15 protein-coding genes and 1 pseudogene are annotated in these 17,682 nt (G+C 61.8%); all 16 read right to left on the bottom strand.

Annotated elements, in window-relative coordinates; genetic code table 11:
• Positions 1–631 precede the first annotated feature (631 nt).
• The 16 genes and pseudogenes from exeN to PG888_RS15400 all read right to left on the bottom strand — a co-directional run bounded on the left by exeN (position 632) and on the right by PG888_RS15400 (position 17,639).
• Complete coding sequence (gene exeN / locus PG888_RS15475) at positions 632–1,399, bottom strand: GspN family type II secretion system protein ExeN (protein WP_213393610.1); 768 nt, start codon at positions 1,397–1,399, stop codon at positions 632–634.
• Positions 1,400–1,496: 97 nt separating this feature from the next.
• Entirely contained in the window at positions 1,497–1,988 is a 492-nt protein-coding gene (gene exeM / locus PG888_RS15470) for a GspM family type II secretion system protein ExeM (RefSeq protein ID WP_213393611.1), read from the bottom strand.
• Positions 1,985–3,169 carry a GspL family type II secretion system protein ExeL gene (gene exeL, locus PG888_RS15465; RefSeq protein WP_213393612.1) on the bottom strand — a complete coding sequence of 395 codons (1,185 nt, stop codon included), beginning with the start codon at positions 3,167–3,169 and terminating at the stop codon, positions 1,985–1,987. Before exeL ends, exeM begins: the two co-directional genes overlap by 4 nt.
• Before the next feature lie 122 nt (positions 3,170–3,291).
• Positions 3,292–4,293, bottom strand: coding sequence for a GspK family T2SS minor pseudopilin variant ExeK (exeK, locus tag PG888_RS15460; RefSeq protein WP_213393613.1), 1,002 nt, complete (start codon positions 4,291–4,293; stop codon positions 3,292–3,294).
• Between the two features lie 112 nt (positions 4,294–4,405).
• A pseudogene (gspJ, locus tag PG888_RS15455) lies at positions 4,406–5,044 on the bottom strand (type II secretion system minor pseudopilin GspJ); the annotation flags it as partial.
• On the bottom strand, positions 5,041–5,400 hold the full coding sequence (exeI, locus tag PG888_RS15450) for a GspI family T2SS minor pseudopilin variant ExeI (protein ID WP_139462868.1): 360 nt from the start codon (positions 5,398–5,400) through the stop codon (positions 5,041–5,043). The pseudogene gspJ and the gene exeI, both read right to left, overlap by 4 nt.
• 82 nt (positions 5,401–5,482) lie before the next feature.
• Entirely contained in the window at positions 5,483–6,055 is a 573-nt protein-coding gene (gene exeH / locus PG888_RS15445) for a GspH family T2SS minor pseudopilin variant ExeH (RefSeq protein ID WP_139462869.1), read from the bottom strand.
• A gap of 38 nt (positions 6,056–6,093) precedes the next feature.
• Positions 6,094–6,525 carry a GspG family T2SS major pseudopilin variant ExeG gene (gene exeG / locus PG888_RS15440; protein WP_005338297.1) on the bottom strand — a complete coding sequence of 144 codons (432 nt, stop codon included), beginning with the start codon at positions 6,523–6,525 and terminating at the stop codon, positions 6,094–6,096.
• A 97-nt stretch (positions 6,526–6,622) separates the two neighbouring features.
• Positions 6,623–7,843: a GspF family T2SS innner membrane protein variant ExeF gene (gene exeF, locus PG888_RS15435; RefSeq protein ID WP_005338296.1), complete on the bottom strand. Its 1,221-nt coding sequence runs from the start codon at positions 7,841–7,843 to the stop codon at positions 6,623–6,625.
• A 1-nt stretch (position 7,844) separates the two neighbouring features.
• Positions 7,845–9,350 (bottom strand): GspE family T2SS ATPase variant ExeE, encoded by a 1,506-nt coding sequence (gene exeE / locus PG888_RS15430; RefSeq protein WP_270693724.1) that lies wholly within the window; start codon positions 9,348–9,350, stop codon positions 7,845–7,847.
• On the bottom strand, positions 9,350–11,389 hold the full coding sequence (gene exeD, locus PG888_RS15425; RefSeq protein ID WP_064338465.1) for a GspD family T2SS secretin variant ExeD: 2,040 nt from the start codon (positions 11,387–11,389) through the stop codon (positions 9,350–9,352). The genes exeE and exeD overlap by 1 nt, the downstream gene beginning before the upstream one ends.
• Positions 11,390–11,410: 21 nt before the next feature.
• Positions 11,411–12,244, bottom strand: a complete 834-nt coding sequence (gene exeC, locus PG888_RS15420) for a GspC family type II secretion system variant ExeC (protein WP_279487300.1) — start codon at positions 12,242–12,244, stop codon at positions 11,411–11,413.
• 227 nt (positions 12,245–12,471) lie between these two features.
• Complete coding sequence (exeB, locus tag PG888_RS15415) at positions 12,472–13,164, bottom strand: GspB family T2SS assembly factor variant ExeB (RefSeq protein ID WP_201944647.1); 693 nt, start codon at positions 13,162–13,164, stop codon at positions 12,472–12,474.
• A complete protein-coding gene (locus PG888_RS15410; RefSeq protein WP_234604768.1) occupies positions 13,164–14,732 on the bottom strand; it encodes an ExeA family protein in 1,569 nt (522 codons plus the stop codon). Before PG888_RS15410 ends, exeB begins: the two co-directional genes overlap by 1 nt.
• Before the next feature lie 290 nt (positions 14,733–15,022).
• Positions 15,023–16,468, bottom strand: coding sequence for an HD domain-containing phosphohydrolase (locus PG888_RS15405; RefSeq protein ID WP_270693727.1), 1,446 nt, complete (start codon positions 16,466–16,468; stop codon positions 15,023–15,025).
• 49 nt (positions 16,469–16,517) lie between these two features.
• Positions 16,518–17,639, bottom strand: a complete 1,122-nt coding sequence (locus tag PG888_RS15400) for a beta-ketoacyl-ACP synthase III (RefSeq protein ID WP_213393615.1) — start codon at positions 17,637–17,639, stop codon at positions 16,518–16,520.
• Positions 17,640–17,682 lie beyond the last annotated feature (43 nt).

Raw genomic sequence — 17,682 nt, 5'->3', positions numbered from 1 at the left:
CTACCTGAAGCAACACCGCTTATATACCCGCACACTTGGAATTATTTGAGTCTCTAAAAATGAGGGGATCTCTGAGCCTCATTGTAACTACTTATAGGTTTCATCTGGTATTTCGAGAGTTGCATCGATCGTCTCTGATTGACCATCTGTTTTGTTGTGGTTCACATTTCTTGATGGTTGATTTCGGGGGAATGAGTGAGAAATGGGGTTTTACAAGATCCATGTCATAATTTTATTGTTATTTTTCAAGTTGTTATGGTTTTTGTAATGTGTTTTTATTTTCCTGTGAGATAAAAAATCAATAACAGGCATCACCAGGTATTTTAAGCTGAATAGAACCTGATTGATGTTTTGGTCGTCTAAATGATTGTGCTGGTTTTTTAGTCTGTGAGCTCTCATTGACCTGAATGGCTGTTGAACAAGAGGGAGGTATTGCATCGTCATGGTGATAAGGGAAGTGGCGCGACAAAGGTGCCATGGCCAAGCGACGCGGGCCATGGCGAGCAATATCGGGGTAGGGCACGGACAAGATAGCAACGAATAGGAGAGAAATGGACAGGATTGCAATGGATAGGGGATAGGAAAGAAAGCGCCGACCCCGGAGCAGCGCCGGGGTCGGTGGGACGGTGAATTAGATCCGGCCTTGATAGCGCAGCGGGAAACGCCCTTGACTGTCTGGTTGACCGAGGAAGGGGAGCCCCTGCTGCATCTGTTCCGGCAGTGCCGCCCCCGGCTTCAGATTACCCTGGAACAGGTACTGGCCATTGGGTTGCAGTTCGAGGCGACCGCTGGTCTGGACGGCATCCGAGCTCTGCTTGAGTTCGGCCACCAGTTTGGAGTCGAGGCAGGTGAGTTTCACCTCGGGGTCGGCCAGCTCCAGCTTGCCTGCCGGGGTATCGGCACTGGCGTTGTACCAGTCGAGGTTGCCGTAGAGGTTGTCACACCAGGGGTTGCCTTGGGCAAACTGATCCACTTTCAGTTGCAGTTGACCGGTAAGGGTGACCGGGAAGGGGAGCGGCATCGGAATACGCGTCATCAACCAGGGTGCCGGGGCGTTGAGAGTCAGATCCCGGCCGAAGGCTGCGCCATTCCAGCCGACAACGCCCTGACCATTGAGGCCGTTGCGATCGCCAAAGCGAATGGCCACTTCGGGGGCGAAGCGCAGCAGCGACCAGCCGTTGAGATCCCAGCGCAGCTGGTTCACCGATTCGCTGGCATATTGCAGCCGGGCGATCTGGCCGCTCCAGAGGGTGCCGCTCACCCCTTCCAGTTTCAGCAGGTTGGCGACGTTGGCAGGCAGCGGCAGATAGCGCGCCACCAGCGCCGCAGGCAGGGTGGCGAGCAGGAAGACCAGATAGGCGGCCAGAAACAGGCTGGCAATCAGGATGCGCTTTTTCATAGGAAACGACTCAACTGCAAGAGAGAAACCCGGCCCGGCGCACCGGCTACATGGCGGTGAGAGAGCAGCAACCGGCGGGGTGTGACAATGGGATGTTTCATTGGGGGCGACTCAACTGCAAACGTCTGACCTTGACCAGACCCGGGGCCAGATCCTCGCGGGCGATCTCGATGATTTGCACCTGAATGCCGTGCTGCTCCACCAGGGTGGAGAGCCAGAGCAGCAAGTCATCGAACTGGACCGTGTCGATCCACACTTGCAGCTCCTGCGCCTGGGGTTGCAGCCGGGCAATCTTGATCTTGTGATTGAAGGCGGTGCGGTTGACCACCCCTTCCAGGGTGCCGCTGGTGTCGATCTGGCGACCCGCGCCACCCTGCATGGCCAGCACCTCTTCCCCCTTCTCCTTGAGCCAGGCGAGGGTCTGCTGCTGGTTCTGCACCTGCCGCTCCCGCTCGGCAATGCGATTATTGATCGGTTGCCAGACGCTCCAGTAGAAGAGACCGACCAGCAACAGGGCGCCACCCGCGACCACCAGCCGCTGTTCCCGTGCGGTGATGCCGTGCCACCAGCCCTGCAATTTTTCCATCATGATGATTTACCCTTGAGCACCAGTGCGCCCTCTACCTTGCCCTCGGTGCTGCGCACCTCGCCTTGCTGTACCTCGAATTGCTTGCCGGCCAGCTCACGGAACCGCTCGATCTCGGCAAAGCCGGGGGCGGTCACCTGCAGCCGCAGCTCGCGGCGGCTGGCATCAAAGCGCATCACCTGTGGCTTGAGGCCGGGCACTTCGGCAAAGGTGGGGGCCAGCTCGGTGAGCATCAGCAGCACGCCGTTTTGCGGGGTTTGTCCCATCAGTTGCAGGTGCTGGGTCATCTGGCTGCGCACGTTCACGATGCGGCTCTCCCCCGGGAAGATGCGGGTATAGACGGCACGGATCTCCGCTTTCAGCGTCTTGTCCTGCTCGGTGAGCTGATAGAGCTGCACCCCGCGCTGGCCGAGGGCCACCAGTAGCAACAGACCCGCGGTGATGGCCACCTTGCGCCACTGCAACCAGTAGCGGGCATATTCGGTCTGCGGCCGGTAGGGGCCGGTCAGCAGGTTGGCGCGGCAGGTGAGTGCCCCCTTGGCCAGCAGCAGCATGGGCAGTTCGGGCTCCGCGGCCTGCCAGTTGGCGGCTGCAATGGCGGGCACCGGAGTGTGGCTGTGGATGGTGACCGGCTCGGCTTCGGTTGCCAGCAACATGGCCAGCAGCGGTTCGTCGGCGACGATCCCCTGACAGGGGCCCTGGCGTACCAGCCACTCGTTGCCGAGTTGCAGGGCAGACCAGCCATCTGCGGCCTGTGGCAGCGCCAGCACATCGGGCAGCAGTTGCAGGCTCTTGAGGCCAGCGGCATCGAGCCAGCCGAGCCACTCGCCCATCTTCTGCCGATCCACCGCCATCAGGTCGACTTGTTGACCTTCATGAGCCAGCACCACCAGATGGAGCTCATCCACATCGGAGGCGATCTGCTCCTCCAGCAGGTAGGGGAGGGCCGCCGCCGACTGGCGGTTGTAGCGACCCGGCAGGGTGACGCGCCGGAAGATCAGATCGCTGCCCGGCACCAGCGTGACCACGGGGCGGCCACCGGCCCGCTCCTGCAGCTCGCCCAAGGCATCGGCCGAGGGCAGGGTGCCGGAGGCGATGATCTCCTGCTCCTGACCGGACCAGACCAGCCAGGCCACGGGTTGTTGTTTATTGGTCCCCAGTCGGATGACCAGACTTTCGCTCACGCATCTCTCTCCTGCGATACCGGTTTGCGCAGGGCGTTGTACGCCTTGGCAACCGGTGCGCAGCCCGCAGGCTGCAGCCAACATCTCTCGTACCCGCGGGCGAGGGCCCGCCGGTGCGCTGTTTATTCGGCGCCGCTACTGAGGCGGCGCAGCATGACCAGTTTATTGTCCTTGCCCCGCTGGAACAGGGTTTCGAGCCAGGCCCGGTTATCGCCCACTTCCGCTACCATACGGGCTTCGAAGAAGTCGCTTTTCACCACCAGCGCCTCTTTCAGTCCTTTGACCGTATCGGGCGGGGCGAGCAAGTCCGTCATCAGCTTGCTCTCTTTCCACCCTTTCTGCGGTCGTTCGTTCAATACCCGTTTGGCATCATCCTGCCCTATCTTGCCCAGATAGAGGGCAACCAGCAGCTCGGGGCGCTCGGGCGCCAGGGTATTGATATTGATCTTCAACTTGTCGTTGGGCAGGGCGCAGACGTAGGGGGCCAGCTTGGCATAGACCCTGGCTGTCACCCCGCGCACCGCCCGCAGCTCATCCTTGCCCAGCATCCACTGGTTGGCGGTGAGGTAGGGTGGCTTGAGCCCCTCGTAATAGGCGTCCTCTGCGCCAAGGCTGGAGACCAGCACCGTATCCTTGTCGGTCCAGTCCCGGATGGCATCGGTGAGCTGGGCCGCCTCGTAATCATCCATCGCCAGCTGCTTGAGCAGTTCGCGAAACACCTGCACCGGATAGGGTTGCTGTTCCAGCTCCTCGCCGCTCCCCGCCTTGGAGGCCACGCTCAGACTGTTGAGGTTGAAGCAGGATTGCAGGTCGGTCACCTCGCCCTTCAGCTGGCCATCGTCTACCGGAAACACCGTATTTTTGCGTGCCCAGTTCTGGCTGAGGTTGACTACCTCGGGGTTGTCCTTGAAATCCTGTGTCAGCACCTTGCTCACCAGCGCTTCCGCCGAGAGGGCATACCACCACGCCTGTTTGCCGGTGGTGATGTTGGCGGTGCGGCGCAGCTCAAGCTGCAGGCGGCCGCTCATGTTGCTGGCGATGATCACCATCACCGAGAGGATCAGCAGCACCACCAGCAGCGCCATACCGCGCTGGCGACCGGGAGCGGCGAGATTAGCCCGCATTGGCGCCCCCGCCGTTCTGGCTGTCACCATTACCGCCATTGGTATTGCCGTTGCCGCCGTTGTTCCCGTTATTGCTGTCGCTGCCGCCCCCTTGATCGGGGTTGCTGCTCTGGCTGTTCTCTTCGGCGCGCTGGCCACCAGCACCAATCAGGAACTGACGGCGAATGGTGCCGTAATCGTCCAGATCCAGCTCTACCGCCAGCCCGTGGGGCAGCACACTGCGCTGGGTCCACTCCTCCTTCCAGTTGCCCTTGTCGAAGAAGTAGAGGCGAAACGCCGTGACCCCTGCCAGCACCGGCTGGATGCGCGGCTCGGTGCCGATCACCGGATCCGGATAGAGGTAGCTCAGGCGCTCCAGCTTCTGATCCTTGAGGCGCCAGCCGACCCGCTGCAGATGGGAGCGGGGCAGCATGCCGTCCGGGTTGAGCCAGCCGCTGCGCATAAAGGCCATGCCCCAGTCATCGCTCTGCTGGCCGAAACGGGAGGCCGCCAGCAGCACCTTGTTGTTCTCACCCTCGATGCGACCGCTGCGCGGCACCATCTGGGTGACGTCTCGCTCCAGCAGGGTGAAGGCGAGCTGCAATTCGTTGAGGCGGGCCTCCTTGCGCTTGGCCACCTCGTCGCTGGTGAGCACCCCCTGCAGCACCTGATAGGCACCCATGCTGAGGCTGGCGAAGATGGCGATCGCCACCAGCATCTCAAGCAGGGTAAAGCCACGGTGGCGGGAAGGGCGGGTGTTGCTCTGGGTCATCGGCTGATATAGGTCCGCATCATGGCGACCGGGTTCTCGGCCTTGGCCTCGGTGCGCACTTCCATATCAAGCGCCCGGAAGTTGTTGTCGGCGGTGGCGGCGCCGCGATAGCGCCAGTACCAAGTGCTGCCCGCCATCTGCTCATCCCCTTCCACCCAGCTGTCGCCGGGCCACTTGTTCTCGAGCTTCTGTTGCACCAGCTGGTTCTCCACCACCCAGGTGGCCAGGGTCTTCTGCTCCAGATAGTTGAGGGCAGAGAGGTGTTCGCTGGCGGTTTTCATTACCGCAAGTCCGGCGATGGCAAAGACCGCCAGCGCCACCATCACTTCGAGCAAGGTCATGCCGCGCGCTTTCATCGTGCCACCCGTTGAACGTGTTGTTGACACAGAAGTAGCGCCACCATGACTCCTCTCTCAAACAACGTCATACCGCGGGCGTTCATTGGCTCACCTCTTCATCTTCATCGCCGGTGAGCAGGGTGAGGCGGCCGAACTCGTCCCCCTTGACGATGCGGGTGTAGCGGGCATCGTCATCCTGCTGGGTGAAGGTGAGCACGAACGGGCTCAGCTCGCCGCCTGGGAAGATGAGCAACTGCGGCGTGCGCTCCTTCTCGTCGCGCTTCTGTTCGGTTTTCTCGTCGGGATCGGGCTGCCAGCCAAAGCCTTCCAGCTCCAGCGCCAGCGTCATGTTCTCGGCCAGTTGCACCGGCCCCAGCTGCTTGTCGCCAGTCAGGGCCAGCCACTTGCGATCTTTGGCCTGACGCTGCATAAACTGCCAGCCGTTATCCTCGATGCGAATGCCTACCAGCCGACCATCCATCACCGCATACTCCTGCGCCAGCTGCAGCGTCGCCATCAGGCGACGCGCCTGCTTGTCCAGCTCCCGATCTCCTCTGGCGCCTCCCATGCTGAGAGTGACGGCGGTGGCCACTAGTCCCATCAGCATGGCGACCAGCAACACTTCCAGCAGAGTAAAGCCGGATTGGCGATGAAAGGAGAGAGATCGCTTCATGCAGTCAGCTCACAAGGAGTGCGGTGGCGACATATCACTTATTGGAAATCCTTCAGGTTCCAGTTGCCGATGTCGTCATCGGTACCGGCTTCACCATCCAGACCCATGGAGAAGATGTCGATCTTGCCGAACTGGCCCGGGCTCAGCAGCTGGTACGGGTTGCCCCAGGGATCTTGCGGCAGGCGCTTGATGTAGCCGCCATCGCGGTAGCTGCGCGGCGCCGGATCGATGGAAGGCTTGGTCACCAGCGCGTCCAGACCCTGTTCGGTGGTCGGGTAGCGGTTGTTGTCCAGCTTGTACATGTCGAGGGCGTTTTCCAGCGCCACGATATCGGAGACCGCTTTCTGCTGGTCAGCCTTCTCCTTGTTGCCCATCAGGTTGGGCACCACCAGACTGGCCAGAATGCCGAGGATCACGATGACCACCATGACTTCCAGCAAGGTAAAACCGGATTGACGACGTTTGTTCATGAGTTGCTCCGTAACGAATGAGATGGGATGGCCCATCAGAGAGTGATCACTGGGTGGGTTCGACGGGCCGCCAGCGGCGCCACCGAACACCGGAAACTTACATATTCACCATATTGTTGAGCTCGAGGATCGGCTGCAGGATCGACATCACGATAAACAGCACCACCCCGGCCATGGAGACCACCAGCATGGGTTCGAACACCCCGAGGGCGATATTGACCTGGGATTCAAACTCCCGATCCTGGTTGTCTGCCGCCCGCTCCAGCATGCTGTCGAGCTCACCGCTCTGCTCGCCGGAGGCGATCATATGCAGCATCATGGGCGGGAAAATCTTGGTCTCAGTCAGCGACTTGCGCAGACTGGTCCCCTCGCGCACCCGTTCGGCGGCCTCGAGAATGCGCATTCTGGCAAAGTCGTTGGAGAGCACTTCGCCGGAGATCTTCATCCCCTCCAGCAGCGGCACCGCACTGGCGTTGAGGATGCTTAACGTGCGGGCGAAGCGGGCGGTGTTGAGACCGCGACTGACCCGGCCAATCACCGGCAGGCCGAGCAGCACCTGATGCCAGCGTCGGCGGCGCTTTTCATCGGTGAGCCACCAGCGCCAGACAAAGCTGCCAAGGAAGATCAGCAGCAGGAACCAGAGGCCGTAGGCCTGCATCAGTTCGCTGGTGCCGATGAGAAAGCGGGTGGTGCCCGGCAACTGCTGGCCCATGTGTTCAAACTGGGCCACCACCTTGGGCACCACGGCGGTAAGCAGGATCGAGATAACCCCGATAGCCACGCAGGTAAGCACGATGGGGTAGATCATCGCCTGCAACAGCTTGGTGCGCATATGCTGGCGCTGCTCGGTGTAGTCGGCGAGGCGGTTGAGCACCTTCTCCAGATGGCCCGATTTTTCACCGGCCGCCACCATGGAGCGAAACAGCTGGTCGAACACATGGGGAAAAGCCCCCAGCGAGTCGGCCAGCGAATAGCCTTCCACCACCTTGCTGCGCACAGTGGCCACCAGAGAGCGCAAGTGGGCCTTTTCGCACTGCTCGGCTACCGCTTTGAGCGCCTCTTCGATGGTGAGACCGGCGCCCACCAGAGTCGCCAGCTGGCGAGTGATCAGGGCAAGCTCAGCGGTGCTGGCACCACGACGAAACAGGGCGAAGCGGGTCGCTTCCCGTTTCGCCTTCTCGGTGGTCTCGTTCACCTCGAGGGGAGTGAGCCCCTGTTCGCGCAGCAGCTGGCGCACCTGACGGGCCGAGTCGCCCTCCATTACGCCGCTCTTGCTGCGTCCCTTGTTGTCGAGGGCCTTGTATTCAAATGCCGCCATCTCAATCTTCCCGGGTCACGCGCAGCACCTCTTCGAGGCTGGTTTGCCCCTTGAGGACCTTGTCGATGCCGTCACGGCGGATGCTGGGGGTGTGGCCGCGGATCAGCCGCTCGATGGCGAGCTCGCCGCTGGCGCTGTGAATGGCTTCTCGCACCGCTTCGTCGATCACCACCAGCTCGTGGATGCCGGTCCGGCCACGGTAGCCGGTGTGGTTGCACCGCTCGCATCCGACCGGACGCCACACCTGCTGGTCGGGGGCTAGCTCGATGCCCATGGCGAGGCGCTCCTGCTCGGTAATGGGGCGCGGGGCGCGGCAATCGGGGCAGAGGGTGCGCACCAGTCGCTGGGCCAGCACCGCCAAGAGCGACGAGGAGAGCAGGAAGGGCTCGATCCCCATGTCACGCATCCGGGTGATGGCGCCGATGGCAGTGTTGGTGTGCAGGGTCGACATCACCAGGTGGCCGGTCAGCGACGCCTGCACCGCAATCTGGGCGGTTTCGAGGTCTCGGATTTCCCCCACCATCACTACGTCCGGATCCTGGCGCAGAATGGCGCGCAGGCCGCGGGCGAAGGTCATGTCCACCTTGGTGTTGACCTGGGTCTGGCCCACCCCTTCGAGGTCATATTCGATGGGGTCTTCCACTGTCAGGATGTTGCGATCCCGCGAGTTGATTTCAGACAGCGCCGCATAGAGGGTGGTGGATTTACCGGAACCGGTCGGGCCGGTGACCAGAATAATGCCGTGGGGCTTGCGAATGAGCTCGCTGATGATGGTGCGGTTGGCCGCGGTCATCCCCAGCTGCTTGAGCTCGAGGCGCACGTTGTTCTTGTCCAAGAGACGCAATACCACCCGCTCGCCGTAGCTGGACGGCATGGTGGAGACCCGCACGTCGACGGCGCGGCCGCCGATACGCAACGAGATACGGCCATCCTGCGGCACCCGCTTCTCGGCGATATCCATCCGCGACATCACCTTGATCCGCGAGACCAATAGCGAGGCCAGCTTGCGATGGGGGCGCAGGATCTCCCGCAGTACCCCATCGATACGAAAACGGATCACCAGTGCCCGCTCGAAGGTCTCGATATGGATATCGGAAGCCTCTTCCTTGATCGCCTCGCTCAGCATGGCGTTGATGAGGCGAATGATGGGGGCGTCGTCATCGGCGTCCAGCAGATCTTCGCTTTGCGGCAGCTCTTCGGCCAGGGCGAAGAAGTCCATCTCGTTGCCGAGATCTTCCATCAGCTGGCGCGCCTCGGAGGAGTCGCGCTGGTAGTGGGCCATCAGCAGCTCTTCGAAGGCCTCGTTGTCGAGTTGCTCCACCGCGAAGCTGCAACCCGCGACCCGCCGCACTTCCAGCAGGGCTTGCGGGGTGACGCCAGGGCGGCACTGCAGCACGGGGGCGCCCTCCCGCTCAATCAGGATCACCCCGAAATTGCGGGCAAAGACAAAGGGGAGCTCGGGCAGTGGCGCAGGCCCGACACTTCCATCCAGATGGTAGGCACTCATCAGGGCTTACTCTGCACAAACGGGGTGGTGGTCTCGACAGTGCTTTGCTGTCTGCTCCGCATCTCGTTGATCTGCTTCTGGATCTCTTTTTGCAGCTCTGGCGACACCATCACATCCTGGCCGTAGGCAGGCAATACCTGACGGGCGGGGGAGGTGAGATACCCCTCCTGCGAAGCGGCATTGAGCTGCTCGGCGCGGAACAGGGAGTACTTGTTGCTGGAGACACCGGTATAGACGTCCGCATCACGCAAGATGGTTGGCCGGATAAAGACCATCAGGTTGCGCTTGGAGGTGGTGTTGGAGGTGGAGCGGAACAGATAGCCCAGCACCGGGATATCGCCAAGCAAGGGCACCTTGGAGACCTGCTCCTTGGTCTGTTCGTCCATCAAACCGCCCAGCACCACGGTTTCGCCGCTTTTGACCAGCACCGCGTTCTTGACGGTACGGGTATCGAAAGTGGGGCCAAGGTTGGCAGTACCGGTCGCCTGGGTCTGGGCGACACTGGAGACCTCCTGCTCGATATTGAGCAGCACCGAATCCCCTTCGTTGATCTGCGGGGTCACCACCAGCTTGGTGCCCACCGTCTTGCGCTCGATGGTGTTGAACACCTGATCGCTGGTGGTGGAGCTTTGCGAACCGCTCTGGACCGGGACCTCCTGACCGACGTTGAAGGAGGCCTCCTTGTTATCCATGGTGACGATACTCGGGGTGGAGAGAATATCGTTCTTGGTATTGGAGGCCAGCGCCGTGGCCAGCATGGCCCAGTCGCCGTGATAGAAACCGGCGGCCATGCCGTTGAACTCTTTCAGCAGACCGGCAGCGGTGTCGGTCTTGCCATTCTGGTAATCCTTGCCCGCCGCAATGGCGCTGCCGAGGGGCAGACCGGAGTTGGTGAACTGGGTGCCACCACCGTTGGCATTGCCCCACTGGACGCCAAGGGTGAGGCCGTCGCCATCCTGCATCTCGACGATGATCGCCTCCACCAGCACCTGGGCGCGGCGGATATCGAGCTTGGCCACCACCTGCTCCAGTTCGGACATAACGTCCGGCTGGGCGGTGATGACCAGCGCATTGGTGGTCTCGTCGGCTGAGATGGCCAGCTTGCCACCGCCGATACTGGCGCCACCTGTGGTTGCGCCGCCGCCCTTCTTGTCGGCCTCGATGCTGGAGCTGACCCCCTTGAGCACCTCGACCATGTCTTTGGCCTTGCCATATTTGAGGTAGAAGACCCGGGTGTTGCCCTGGCTCTGCAGGTCGCGGTCGAGCTGGCGCACCATCTGGATGATGCGGGCGCGCGCTTTCGGCTCACCACTCACTACCACAGAGTTGGTGCGCTCGTCGGCCACCACCTTGGGGGAGAGCAGCAGGGAGGCGGTGCCGCCCTGCGGGTTGCCATCCTTGTTGAGGTTGGTTACCAGCCGCACCATTTCCCCCGCCGAGGCAAACTTGAGCTTGATGATGTCCACATCCTGATCGCCTGCGCGGTCGACCCGGTTCACCACCTCTACCAGACGATTGACCACGGCGGCGCGGCCGGTGATCAGCAGCACGTTGGAGGGCTCGTAGTGCACCACGTTACCACCACCGGCGTTGTCGTTGAGCTGGCGCAGCAGCGGCGCCAGTTCACGGACCGAGACGTTGCGCACCGGCACGACTCTAGTCACCATCTCGTCGCCCATGCCCGGGTTGCTGCCATCCACCACCGGAATGGCGGAGGTCTTGGCATCCCGCGAGCGCAGCACCTTGAGCACCCCGTTGTCCATCGGCACCACGGCAAAGCCGTAGACGTCGAGCACGCTCAGGAAGAACTGGTAGTACTGCTCCTCATTGAGCAGGTCGTAGCTGCGCACGTTGATCTTGCCGCGCACCGAGGGCTCTATGATGATGGTTTTATTGAGGTTCTTGCCCACCGTATTGATGAACTCTTCAATGTCGGCGTTCTTGAAACTGGCAGAGTATTCAGTGGCCCAGGCTGAGCCCGCCATCATCAGTGCCGCTGCGATAGTGGCCAGACGCCAGCTTTTCCCTTTAGTGGTCATTATTGGTACGACTCCAAATCATTATTCTGACAAGCGCACATAGATGTCGAACTGTTCGCCCTGTCGCTCGACGGTCACTGTCATTTCCGTTGCGCCAGCCATCTGCTGCATCGCCTGCATGGCTTGCATGTTGTCCCGTAAATCCAGCCCGTTGATGCTGATGGCCAGGTCATTGGCCTGCAGCCCGCTCTGGTTGAAAAACTCAGGATTGCTGCCCGGGTTGAGGCGATAGCCGGTCATGCGGCCATCCACCTGAACCGGTGAAATATTGAGGTAATCGGTGATCTTGCCCGGATCGGCCATCAGCTCGCTGCGCAGGGAGCCAAGGGGGGCGGAGTTGGTCTGCGGCAGCGGCTTGCCATACTCCTCGCCATCCAGCATCAGGGTCTCGTCGCGGCCATCCCGCTCGATGATCACCCGATCTGGATAGACCTGCCGGATCCGCGCCTGGGTGCCGTCAATCATGTCACCGACCCCGTAGGAGTTCTGGATGCCGGACATGGCGATGATGGCGATCGATTTGGCGGGATCCGAGCTGGCCAACACCCCGTTGAGCTGGGCATTGAGCTGGGTACGCGGCGCATTGGCGGCCACGGCGGCTTTGGCTTGCGCCTTGGGGATCGCCTTGCCAAACAGCGCCAGTCGGCTCACCTCGCCCAGTTCAAGGCGCGGGTTGTTCTGGCCGTTGACCGCCACGGCGGAGGGTTGCCACGGTTGGCTGGTTTGCGGGCTTGCCAGGGTGAGCAGACGCCAGGTGAGGGCGGCGCTCTGCTGGGCCAGCATGATCAGCAGCGCCAGAAAGGCCACCTGGGTGACTCTGGTCATGGGAAGCCGCCGGCACTGGGCCAGCAGCATGGTCAAGATGTCATCCCTGAATCGTAGCGTCATATTAATCAACAAATTCCAGGCTCTGGGGCGGCTGCGTATTGTGTACGGCCAGTGGCTGCGACACAACGGGTCCGGGCGCGCCAAACCGTAAAAATGGATATTTCATCACACCGTAAACCTTTGAATGCTCACAAAAGTGTCACTCAGGTGAGGTGCATCCTGCTTGCCAGCAAACATCAGGGTACGGTGCGTACTCATCCTCGCCAATCCTGCAGCGCCTTGAGGGTAACGCTCTGTCCGGCGACCTGCAGCACTATGTATTGCTGGTCGATGGTAGCGAGCACGACCCCCGGGGCGATTTCGCTCCCCTCCCGGTATTCCCGGCCATTGAGCACCACAGCCCGCTTGGCGGGGTTGGAGGAGAACACATGAGAGCCGTAGCTCAATTGCGGCACCTGCTGGCGTACCGATTGGGGCGCCGAGCCCAGCGCCATCAATTGGGCTGGTTGCACGTTCTGGCTGGCGGCGTGTGGCGTCTCCTGCAATGGGGTTTCATTGAGGGCTTTCATCAGCTGCTCGGCCAGACTCAGCGCGGGGGTATTCCCCTGACTGGTCCCTTCGTTTTTGGCCACTGCTCTGGGTTGGGCCACCGGCTCCGGCAGGGGCGGGGGCAGTGGACGGGTCACCATTGCCTTGGGTTCGACCCGCACGAAGGGCGGAGTGATCACCTCTTTCACCTCCACTTTCTCCTCGATAGGGCGCAGGTGGAGCAGATGCCAGCCATAGTTGGCGCCCGCCCCCAGCAACAGGGCCAGGGGGGCCAGCAGCCAGCCGATGCGGCGTGGGCTGCGCTCCTCTTCCCGGGGCATGGGCAAGCCCATGGCTGGAATATGGGCGGAGAGTTGCGGTTGCTGCGCACGGCGCAGCGCCTTGAGCAGGGTAGACATCAGGAGGCCTCCTCCAGTCTGGGCATGGGTTCACCGGAGAGGGCGTTGAGACGCAGCAGGGTGTTGCTGCCCGCGATGCCATCAGGGGTGAGCCCCTGATCCCGCTGGAACTGCTGCAGCTTGTTCTTGAGCTCGCCATCGAAACGGCGCACCTTGCGCTCGGGTTGTTGCAGCGCACGGCTGAGGGCGTTGTCGAGCCACTGGATCTGGGTCTGACCGGCATTGCTGGCGATCAGGCTGACGCCCCCTTTCGGCATGCGCCAGAGCAGGGTGTAGCTGCCGCCCCAGTTGTCGCTGAGCCACTGGCGATCCACCTGCCAGCTTTGGTCACCGATCATCAGGCTGGCCTTGTTCGGCCCCAGATTGACCAGAGTCGCGTAGTAGAGGCCGCCAGTCTGGTCAGTGAGCGTGATCATGGCTGGGTACTGCAGGGCGCGCAGCTCGTCAAGGCTTGCCTCTCCCTCCTGACAGCGCAGACCGGCACGGGGCGCGTTATCGCAGGTTGCTTCGAACGGTTCCGGTTCATAACCCCAGACCCGATAGAGATTCTGCATGGCGCTGTCGGGGTCGATGGCCTGATTGATCGCCTCGGTCAGCTGCTCCTGCTGCTCGGCAGTCTCGTCGATGGTGACCGGCACCTCGACCTTGACTACCGGACGGGTGGGGAACACGCCGAAAAATTGCCAGCCCCACCAGCCTGCGGCCACCAGCAGGGCGCCCGCCAGCGTCACCATCAGACCGGAGGCCCAGCTCCCCTCGTCACGAACCCCATTGACCTCGAAGGCGGCCTGGCTGATATCGCCGTGGACAACCTTGTAGCTGCCACGGGCGAAGGCGGCAATCAGGGCGCGGTCGCAGATGAGGTTGATGAAACGGGGGATGCCGCCGCTCAGGCGATGGAGCGTCTTGATGGCGCGCGGGGTAAAGATGGGTTGCACGCAGCCTGCGACCTGCAACCGGAAGCGGACGTAGGCATCCACGTCGCTGTGGGAGAGCGGCAGCAGGTGATAGCGGGCGGTAATGCGCTGGGCCAGCTGACGCAGCAGGGGTTGGCGCAGCATCTGTTGCAGCTCGGGCTGACCGATCAGCACCACTTGCAGCAGTTTTCGTTCATCGGTTTCGAGGTTGGTGAGCAGACGCAACTGCTCCAGTACGCCGGGCAGCAGGTGCTGCGCCTCATCCACCAGTACCACGCTGCGCTTGCCTGCCGCCAGGTTGGCTAGCAGGTGATCGCGAATAAGGTCGAACAGCCGCTTGATCCCGGCATCTTCGGGATAGGGGAGTTGAAACTCGTCGCAGATGGCGGCCAGCAGATCCCGTTCGGTCAGGGAGGGGTTGAGGATGTAGGCGATCTCGGTCTCGGCGGGCAGCTGTTGCAGCAGGCAGCGGGAGACGGTGGTCTTGCCGGTGCCCACTTCGCCGGTCAGCAGCACAAAGCCGCCGCCATCCTGCAATCCATAGTTGAGATGAGCAAGGGCTTCGCCGTGGCGCTCGCTCATATAGAGGTATTTGGGATTGGGCGAGATGGAAAACGGGTGTTCCGAGAGGCCGAAGAACTGTGTGTACATGAGGGTATTCTTTTGTAGCCGGCGACAGATGAAAAATGTCTCCGGATGATAGCAAACCTCGCTTTCATTGGAAGCCATCATTGGCGCAGGAGGGCAAATTGCGGCCTTTTCCTGCCATCTTGTGATCCCGGTTGCGTCATCGGTACGAACCCGGATCACAAAATGACAAAAAACATCTGTAAATAAAGGGAAATATCAATATCGGCCCGACGTGGCACATGCCGCTTGCGCGCATTTTATGACACGTGTGCCCTGCCAGCGATCACGGCACAGGGCCGGGATGCGCCTGCTCAGTGGTGATCCTGAAACTGCGCGGCAATCTCCCTGAACTGCGTCTCGCAGGCGAGAAAAGCCGCGACGATGCCGGGATCAAAATGGCTGCCGCTCCCCTTCACGATGATCTCTTTCGCCTCCTCATGGCTGAAGGCGGGTTTGTAGACCCGCTTCGAGATGAGGGCATCGTAGACATCCGCCACCGCCATCAAGCGCCCGGAGAGAGGAATATCCTCCGCCGCCAGCCCTGCCGGATAGCCGCTGCCATCCCACTTTTCGTGGTGGGTGAGGGAGATCTCCCGTGCCAGCCGCAGGAAGGAGTTGGAGCCCAGCTGCGCCTCGGCACTGGCCAGCGCCTCGGCGCCGATCTGCGGGTGGCGCTTCATGATGGCGAACTCCTCGTCGGTCAGCTTGCCCGGTTTGAGCAGGATGGCGTCGGGAATGCCCACCTTGCCGACATCGTGCAGGGGCGCCGACTTGAACAGCAGGTCGATGGTGGCGTCATCGAGCGGGTAGCGATCCCGGTCGTTGCGACTGAGATATTGCGCCAGTGCCTTCACGTAGTGCTGGGTGCGGATGATATGGGCGCCGGTCTCGTTGTCCCGGGTCTCCGCCAGCGAGGCGAGGCCGAGGATGGCCACGTCACGGGTCAGGTTGAGCTCGTCGCTGCGGGATTTCAGCTCGCCGATCATCTGATTGGTGCTGGCGGCAATCAGGCCGAACTCGTCATCCCGGGTGACAGGCACCCGGGCGTCGAAGTCACCGCACTGCACTCTGGCCATGGTGCGGGTCTGCTGGCGCAGGGAGAGGCCGAGATTGCGGCCATAACCGTGGATGATGAGGGCGAGATAGCAGAAGGTCACCGTCATCACGAAGGCGATCGCCCACAGGATGTAGTGCTGGGCATCGGCCCTCGGCAGGCTGCGTTCCACCGTCGCCAGCCACTCCAGATCCTTGTTGAACAGCAAGAAGAAGACGCTCCCCAGCAGGGTGAGGGTCGCCAGGGTAAAGAGAGTGAATTTGCGTGGCAGCGGCATGGCCAGCGGGTGGCTCAGCGCCAGGCTCTGCTCGGCTTGCCGCGCTCTGGCCCGATGCCAGCCCCGCTCCAGGGTCAGATCGGCGGCCACCAGAAAGCCGAGGGTGGTCATCCCCAGCAGCACCTTGAGGTGGCTCTCCAGCGGAAAGTCGTGGGTCAGAGCGTTGTAGCACGAGAGCAGCAGCGCCCCCAGCAGGTAGAAACCGACCTCCAGGCCGAACCCGTTTAGCTCGTTGCGCGGCAGGGGCCGCCTTGAGAGCAGCCAGTTGCGCACGGCGAACATGATGGCGAACGTCACCAGCGTTGGCCCCAGCAACTGGGGCAGGGTGAGACTCTCGAGAAACGGGCAAACCTGCCAGCCATAGAGACAAAATAGTGACAGGGTTACCCCGTAGTGCAGGGCGCAGCGCCCCGTGATCCTCTGCATATTCCCACCCATGTTGCTGGTTATTGTTATGTCGGCGGGAGGCCCGCCATTACAGGCGTCGCAGCAGCAAGCTACCGATGGAGTAGCCAGCACCAAATGAGCAAAGTACGCCGCGGGCCCCCGCAGGAAGGTCGCGATTGTACAGATGAAACGCGATGATGGAACCCGCCGAGCTGGTATTACCATAGCTATCAAGAATGACCGGCGCCTCCTGCTGGCTGGCATCGTGGCCCAGCAGCTTGCGACCGATGAACTGGTTCATGGTGAGGTTGGCCTGATGGAGCCAGAGCCGGTTCAGGCTCTCGGCGTGCCAGCCCTGCTCATCGAGCTGGTTGGCTATCTGGTCGCACACCAGCGGCAACACCTCCTTGAACACCTTGCGCCCCTGCTGGCGAAACAGCTTGTCGTCGCCGTAGCGGGTACGCGGGTTCAGCCGGTTTAAAAAGCCGAAGTTGTTGCGGATGTTGTTGGAGTACTGGGTCACCAGCTTGCTGGCCACCAGTTGCCACGGATTGGCCACCTTGCAATCGGCCTCCCGCTCCAGCAGCACCGCGGTGCAGGCATCGCCGAAGATAAAGTGACTATCACGATCGCGAAAATTGAGGTGCCCCGAGCAGATCTCCGGATTGACCACCAGCGCCACGTTGGCGGTGCCTGCCGCCAGCATGTCGGCGGCTGTCTTGATGCCGAAGGTGGCGGACGAGCAGGCCACGTTCATGTCAAAGGCCATGCCGCCTGCCCCCAGATAGTGCTGCAGCTCGATGGCCAGCGCCGGGTAGGGGCGCGGCATGTTGGAGGCGGCGACGATGACCAGATCGATCTCGCCCGGTTCGCGGCCAGCGGCGATCAGCGCTTGCTCGGCGGCGGCCACCGCCATCTCCACCATGATGGAGGGCATCTCGTCGGGCCGCTCCGCCATCAGCGGTTGCATGATATCGGGGTTGAGCACCCCTTCGCGGCTCACCAGATAACGGCTCTTGATGCCGGAGGCCTTCTCGATGAACTCGCAGCTGGAGTGCTGCTTGGCGGAGAGCTGGCCGGCGTCGATGGCGGAGGCGTTCTCCTCGTTGTAGAGATCCACATACTGGTTGAAGGCGGCCACCAGCTCTTCATTGCTGACGGCAAAGGGTGGGGTATAGAGGCCTGAGCCACTGATCACGATAGAGGTCATCTTTGCTCCTCGCCGGGTGCGTTCCCGGCTTGTCGGTTTATAG

It is taken from the genome of Aeromonas sp. QDB23 (assembly GCF_027707745.1).
Classification (GTDB): domain Bacteria; phylum Pseudomonadota; class Gammaproteobacteria; order Enterobacterales; family Aeromonadaceae; genus Aeromonas; species Aeromonas allosaccharophila.
The sequence above is the reverse complement of the archived record's forward strand: the minus strand, read 5'-3'. Positions and strand labels throughout refer to the sequence as shown.

Excerpts from the sequence above, each read along its gene's own strand:
- exeN (WP_213393610.1), bottom strand. The coding sequence starts at position 1,399 with ATGAAAAAGCGCATCCTGATTGCCAGCCTGTTTCTGGCCGCCTATCTG.
- exeF (WP_005338296.1), bottom strand. The coding sequence starts at position 7,843 with ATGGCGGCATTTGAATACAAGGCCCTCGACAACAAGGGACGCAGCAAG.
- PG888_RS15410 (WP_234604768.1), bottom strand. The coding sequence starts at position 14,732 with ATGTACACACAGTTCTTCGGCCTCTCGGAACACCCGTTTTCCATCTCG.
- exeE (WP_270693724.1), bottom strand. The coding sequence starts at position 9,350 with ATGAGTGCCTACCATCTGGATGGAAGTGTCGGGCCTGCGCCACTGCCC.
- PG888_RS15405 (WP_270693727.1), bottom strand. The coding sequence starts at position 16,468 with ATGCAGAGGATCACGGGGCGCTGCGCCCTGCACTACGGGGTAACCCTG.
- PG888_RS15400 (WP_213393615.1), bottom strand. The coding sequence starts at position 17,639 with ATGACCTCTATCGTGATCAGTGGCTCAGGCCTCTATACCCCACCCTTT.
- exeK (WP_213393613.1), bottom strand. The coding sequence starts at position 4,293 with ATGCGGGCTAATCTCGCCGCTCCCGGTCGCCAGCGCGGTATGGCGCTG.
- exeM (WP_213393611.1), bottom strand. The coding sequence starts at position 1,988 with ATGATGGAAAAATTGCAGGGCTGGTGGCACGGCATCACCGCACGGGAA.
- exeG (WP_005338297.1), bottom strand. The coding sequence starts at position 6,525 with ATGAACAAACGTCGTCAATCCGGTTTTACCTTGCTGGAAGTCATGGTG.
- exeC (WP_279487300.1), bottom strand. The coding sequence starts at position 12,244 with ATGCTGCTGGCCCAGTGCCGGCGGCTTCCCATGACCAGAGTCACCCAG.
- exeD (WP_064338465.1), bottom strand. The coding sequence starts at position 11,389 with ATGACCACTAAAGGGAAAAGCTGGCGTCTGGCCACTATCGCAGCGGCA.
- exeI (WP_139462868.1), bottom strand. The coding sequence starts at position 5,400 with ATGAAAGCGCGCGGCATGACCTTGCTCGAAGTGATGGTGGCGCTGGCG.
- exeH (WP_139462869.1), bottom strand. The coding sequence starts at position 6,055 with ATGAAGCGATCTCTCTCCTTTCATCGCCAATCCGGCTTTACTCTGCTG.
- exeB (WP_201944647.1), bottom strand. The coding sequence starts at position 13,164 with ATGTCTACCCTGCTCAAGGCGCTGCGCCGTGCGCAGCAACCGCAACTC.